Origin of the sequence: Acetobacter sp., assembly GCF_047721705.1 — a bacterium.
GTDB lineage: Bacteria > Pseudomonadota > Alphaproteobacteria > Acetobacterales > Acetobacteraceae > Acetobacter.
In genome coordinates this window covers 1-4,566 of record NZ_JBDNXK010000149.1, presented here as the reverse complement: position 1 = coordinate 4,566, position 4,566 = coordinate 1, and the positions used below count along the sequence as shown (strand labels likewise).

Sequence of the window (4,566 nt, the reverse complement as noted above, 5' to 3'; positions counted from 1 at the left end):
TGAAAAACTGCATTTTTCTCTTGCCTCTCCCTTATTATATCGTGTATATAATAAGAACACCGGGCGGGAAAACGTGGGGGGATGGTCCTTCCTCCCCGCCCGGTGCAGGGAGGGTAAACCCTATGTCTGCAACACTCCGCAGTGAGCCCAAGAAAGCCACCACGAAGCCCGCCAGAAAGACTACGAGCAAGACGCCGACGCCAATCACGACGCCCGCCAACGATACAGACGGGACACGCATCCCCTTCAGCAAGCTGTTCCGTTCGCCCCTGAATGTCCGGCGCACGGTGCCCGCCATCGCTATCGAAGAACTGGCCGATAACCTGAAAGCTGTTGGCCTGATCCAGAGCCTTGTCGTCGTGCCGGATGGTGATCGCTTCGGCGTTGTCGCGGGCGGCCGACGCTTTCTCGCCATGTCCCTGCTGGTCGAACGCGGCGACTGGACCGAGGACAAGTCCGTTCTCTGCCGGATCGTGACACCCGAGGAAGCCGAGGAAATCAGCCTTGCCGAGAACGTGCAGCGTCATGCGATGCACCCGGCCGACCAGTTTGAGGCGTTTGCCCGACAGGTCGAATTGGGACGCTCCGTCGAGCAGATTGCGCAGCGTTTTGGCGTCTCCGTTTCAATCGTCGCGAAGCGCCTGAAACTGGCGTCCGTCTCTCCTGCTGTCATGAGCGCCTTCCGACAGGATCAGCTAACGCTCGAACAGGTTTCGGCCTTCACCGTGGCGGACGATCACGAGGCGCAGGACAGTGTGCTGCAATGGGTGCTGGATACGCACTTTCAGGTTGCCCCGCACTCCATCAAGAACCGGCTCATGCAGGGGGCCGTTCCCGAAAGCAGCCGCATCGTCTCCTTCGTCGGACTGGATACCTACCGCGCTGCGGGCGGGACCGTGGTGCAGGACCTGTTCGGAGAGAACGGTTTCCTGACCGATACCCCGCTTCTGCACGAACTGGCCGAAAAGAAGCTGGGCGAAGTCGAATCCGGGTTCAGGGCCGAAGGCTGGTCATGGGTTGAACGCATCACGGACCGGCCAAGCTGGTTCTATTCCACCCCTCGCTTGTCGCCAAAACAGGCCGAGCCAACCGCCGAGGATGCCGCACGCATCGAGGCGATTGCCGACCGGCTGACCGAGATCGAGGAAAACGAGCAGTCCCAGGGCCTGACCGACGAGGAAAACGAAGAATACGACGCCCTGACCGCCGAGCTTGAGGCATTGCAGAATGCGGCTCACCTGTGGAGCGCCGAGCAGAAGGAACAGGCCGGGGTCTTCATCATGACCGAGGGGGCGGAGATCGGCACGACCTATGTGGGCGTGCTCAAACCCGGCGCGAAGAAGAAGGACGCCGCCAGCGCCAGCACAGCCGAGAATGACAGTGCCGTGCCCACCATTCCCAACGGTCTGATGGAAACGCTCTATCGCGAGCGGACAGCCGCCCTACAGGCTACGCTTGCGCGGGACAGCGTGATGGTCCTGCGGGTTCTGGTCCATGCGCTTCTGATGCAGCACCACGGCGCAATGTCTCCCCGCTTCGAGACGCCCGAAACGCCGCACGACAAGGCAACCAACCCGGCTATGTGCGCGGTTGCCGAATATCGGCTGGAACGCCTCAACCCTCTGCGCATCCCGCAGGATGATCGGCTGTGGCCGTGGCTGCTGGGCCGTACCGAAAGCGAACTGGTCGAAATCCTTGCCGCCTGCGCCCTGCCCTTCGTGAATGCCGGAAAGGAGGACTGGTCCGAGGACAGGCAGCGCGGTTCATCGCGTGACATCGCAGCCTCGATCGGCTTCGACATGCGCGAATGGTGGAAGCCCGATGCGGACAACTTCTTCCGTTCGCTGACGAAATCCACCATTGCCGACTACATCACCGAGGCAGGAGCAAACCCCGGCGACTGGCAGAAGGCAAAACGGGATGCCCTCGCCACCGACGCGGCCAAGGCCGCAGCGGAAAGTGGATGGCTTCCGGCCTTTCTCCGCACACCCGGCGCAGCGGCCGCATGACAACAACCGGCCGGGGCATTGCGCCCCGGCCACCCGCTCCGGCGGATGATGCCGGGCTCGCAATATTGTGGAGTGCCCCACGACGCCAGAATCTTCCTGTCGTGGGCGATCCGATTAAAATGCAGTGGGAAGGATCGGATATGCACAAGTATTCAGATGAAAATTTTCTGGCGTCTTGGCTGAAGCGCGCGTTGCGTGCTCGGTTCGGTGCTGTGGTGAAAGAACCTGTTCCCGATACTCTTTTGTCTCTTCTTTCCGAGATACCAGAAAGTGAGAAACCCGAAAATCAGGCGGACAGCGCGTTACCTCGGCGCGAGTAAGTCGAAATCAATTCCCGCTCCTATAAGCGACCGGCAATTTCTTACGGATAAGACCGGGTTTATGGTAGCAACGGCAAAACAGGTTCTAGCGGAATCAGGACATGACAACAGAGCAGAATACTGCGCCAAATGGCGTTGACCGTCTTGCTGGGCATATTGCTGATGCCATCGACACGCTGAAACTGATCGTGACTTTCGGTTTTGTGGCTGGTGTCGTGATTATGTTCTGTCTGATGCGGGACCGTGGGCTGGAACTCTTGCCGCAATGGTTCCTGGCCCTTCATGGGATAGGCATCCTGACGGCCGGTCTCATTTTTTCTGTCATGGTGGCGGGTCTGTCTGTGATGTTCACGCACAGCTTTCGATCTGTGAAAATCATCGCTCTGCCCGTTGTCTTCTTTCAATTCATGTTCGGCGTGCTGGGTCTGCCGATGATGATGGGAGCCGATGCCTCGCCCGTGGCTTTACCACTCTGGTTCTTGACCGCAATCGCCGTTCTCGGCCTGCTGGGCGCATGGGGCGGACCTGTGGCCGCGCTGCTGGTCGCGAAAAAATCAGCGAGGTGAGCACAGAAGGGCGGATGGTTGTGCCCTCTGTGGCATAGTCTCTTCTCCCCTCGGGATAGCCACGATAAACGGAAGCCCCCTAACGGGGGCTGTGTATCATTTGGCGGCCCTGTAGGCCGCCGCGCCTCTGCTATCCTCAGCGATTTAATTTGCGGAATATTGGGAATTTCTGTATATTCTTGATATTGCCCCGTGAGAGGATACAGCCAGTGAAGCAGTTTGCAGCAGGCGACCTGACCCGTAATACCGGCGATCTCTTCGAGGCCGCAGCCGTCGCCCCCGTTGCCATCACCAAGCATCGCAAGCCCCGGTTTGTTGTCATGTCGATGGAGCGATACGAGACGCTGACCAGCAGGGATACAGGCAGTCAGAAGGCTTATGCCGTCAACGATATGCCCGAAGATGTCGCTGCCCTGTGCGATCAGGGGATTGAGGACTATCTGAATGGCCGATGACTTCCCGCGTGTCGGCCAGGTCATCGACTATCACTATCTCTGGAAATGGCAGGATTTACGAGGTGAGACGGAAGGCCGAAAAAAGCGGCCGAGCTGTGTCGTCGTCGTCGCCATTGACCGGGACGGCAAGCATCACCTCTTCATCCTGCCAATCACGAGCAAAGAGCCTGCCGCTGATCGTCAGGCCGTGCTGATTCCGGAAACCGAAGCCCGCAGGGCGAAGCTGAATACGGACATGCCCCTGTGGGTGATGGTGGACGAAGTGAATTACGACATCCTCGAAACGTCCTACACGCTGGAAGATCGGGCCGCGCGCGGCCAGTTCAGCCCCGCTTTCAGTAAACAGATCGTTCTGGCGTTCCGCTCAATGCGTGATGCACAGGCATTGCGTATCTCCAAACGGACCTGAACAGCGGTAAACTGAAGCCCCTTAGCGGGGCTGATTACTCTGTGGCGGCCTATCGGGCCGCCATCCCATCAGCGCGGGCCGCCTCAGCCCGTCGTGTGAAACGCCACCTTTATGCCGAACGCCGACATGACGCGGAACAGGCCGGTCAGGTCGAGATCGCCTTTTCCAGACAGGGCTTCCTTCGCAATATCGTCCGCTCCCTGCGCGCGCGCTATGACCGAAAGAGCATGAGCAAACGCCGCTGCGTCGCCATCTGCCCATGCCATGTTCAGAAGTTCCTCCTGCGTCCAAGGATCTTGTGCCGCCTTGACGCTATCAAACACGTCTAGTCCGGAAGTCTTCATCGGGCGTTTCTCCACGTCCTTGCTATCAACCTGACACTGTTCGGCGATCTGGCTGATGTGCCTGGACGAATTGCGACAACGGTTCTGAAGCCGCTTTCTTCGGCGACAATATAATGCCACCCGCAAGGAAAAGTACCGCTCCCAGCACAAGCGCAGCCCCGTTAAATATAACCCTCTTTTCCCTGTAGAGGACTCCAATAAACAGCACTAGAACGCCTACAACTGAAAGGCTTACACTACCAACAAAAAGGATTTTGTTACCCATGATGTTGTACATTTCATCACCACTTTATTCGTAGAAGAGGCCGTCGTTCGGTCAGAAATTGACCATCTCAAAAGATAAACTTGCTGAAATAATTGGTAGTTATCTTGAAACCTTCCCGGTCATTGGAATGTGTGAGAGCTATCTTTCGGGGGCTTGATCTCCGCTCTAGTTCGTAAGGCCGCGAGCCAGGTGCGCTGC

General features: G+C 58.2%; 6 protein-coding genes. 5 read left to right on the top strand and 1 reads right to left on the bottom strand.

Annotation, left to right across the window (positions count from 1 at the left end):
* Positions 1 to 122: 122 nt before the first annotated feature.
* The 5 genes from ABF824_RS15655 to ABF824_RS15635 all read left to right on the top strand — a co-directional run bounded on the left by ABF824_RS15655 (position 123) and on the right by ABF824_RS15635 (position 3,759).
* On the top strand, positions 123 to 2,009 hold the full coding sequence (locus ABF824_RS15655; protein ID WP_075624538.1) for a ParB/RepB/Spo0J family partition protein: 1,887 nt from the start codon (positions 123 to 125) through the stop codon (positions 2,007 to 2,009).
* A 101-nt stretch (positions 2,010 to 2,110) separates the two neighbouring features.
* Positions 2,111 to 2,329 carry a NepR family anti-sigma factor gene (locus tag ABF824_RS15650; RefSeq protein ID WP_231105744.1) on the top strand — a complete coding sequence of 73 codons (219 nt, stop codon included), beginning with the start codon at positions 2,111 to 2,113 and terminating at the stop codon, positions 2,327 to 2,329.
* A gap of 101 nt (positions 2,330 to 2,430) precedes the next feature.
* On the top strand, positions 2,431 to 2,895 hold the full coding sequence (locus ABF824_RS15645; RefSeq protein ID WP_062810087.1) for a hypothetical protein: 465 nt from the start codon (positions 2,431 to 2,433) through the stop codon (positions 2,893 to 2,895).
* A 209-nt stretch (positions 2,896 to 3,104) separates the two neighbouring features.
* Positions 3,105 to 3,350, top strand: coding sequence for a type II toxin-antitoxin system Phd/YefM family antitoxin (locus ABF824_RS15640; RefSeq protein WP_062810086.1), 246 nt, complete (start codon positions 3,105 to 3,107; stop codon positions 3,348 to 3,350).
* Positions 3,340 to 3,759 (top strand): hypothetical protein, encoded by a 420-nt coding sequence (locus tag ABF824_RS15635; protein ID WP_062810085.1) that lies wholly within the window; start codon positions 3,340 to 3,342, stop codon positions 3,757 to 3,759. The genes ABF824_RS15640 and ABF824_RS15635 overlap by 11 nt, the downstream gene beginning before the upstream one ends.
* Positions 3,760 to 3,842: 83 nt before the next feature.
* Here the strand turns inward: ABF824_RS15635 and ABF824_RS15630 are convergent, their stop codons facing one another.
* Positions 3,843 to 4,103, bottom strand: a complete 261-nt coding sequence (locus ABF824_RS15630; RefSeq protein WP_062810084.1) for a DNA-binding protein — start codon at positions 4,101 to 4,103, stop codon at positions 3,843 to 3,845.
* Positions 4,104 to 4,566 lie beyond the last annotated feature (463 nt).

Excerpts from the sequence above, each read along its gene's own strand:
- ABF824_RS15655 (WP_075624538.1), top strand. The coding sequence starts at position 123 with ATGTCTGCAACACTCCGCAGTGAGCCCAAGAAAGCCACCACGAAGCCC.
- ABF824_RS15645 (WP_062810087.1), top strand. The coding sequence starts at position 2,431 with ATGACAACAGAGCAGAATACTGCGCCAAATGGCGTTGACCGTCTTGCT.
- ABF824_RS15630 (WP_062810084.1), bottom strand. The coding sequence starts at position 4,103 with ATGAAGACTTCCGGACTAGACGTGTTTGATAGCGTCAAGGCGGCACAA.
- ABF824_RS15635 (WP_062810085.1), top strand. The coding sequence starts at position 3,340 with ATGGCCGATGACTTCCCGCGTGTCGGCCAGGTCATCGACTATCACTAT.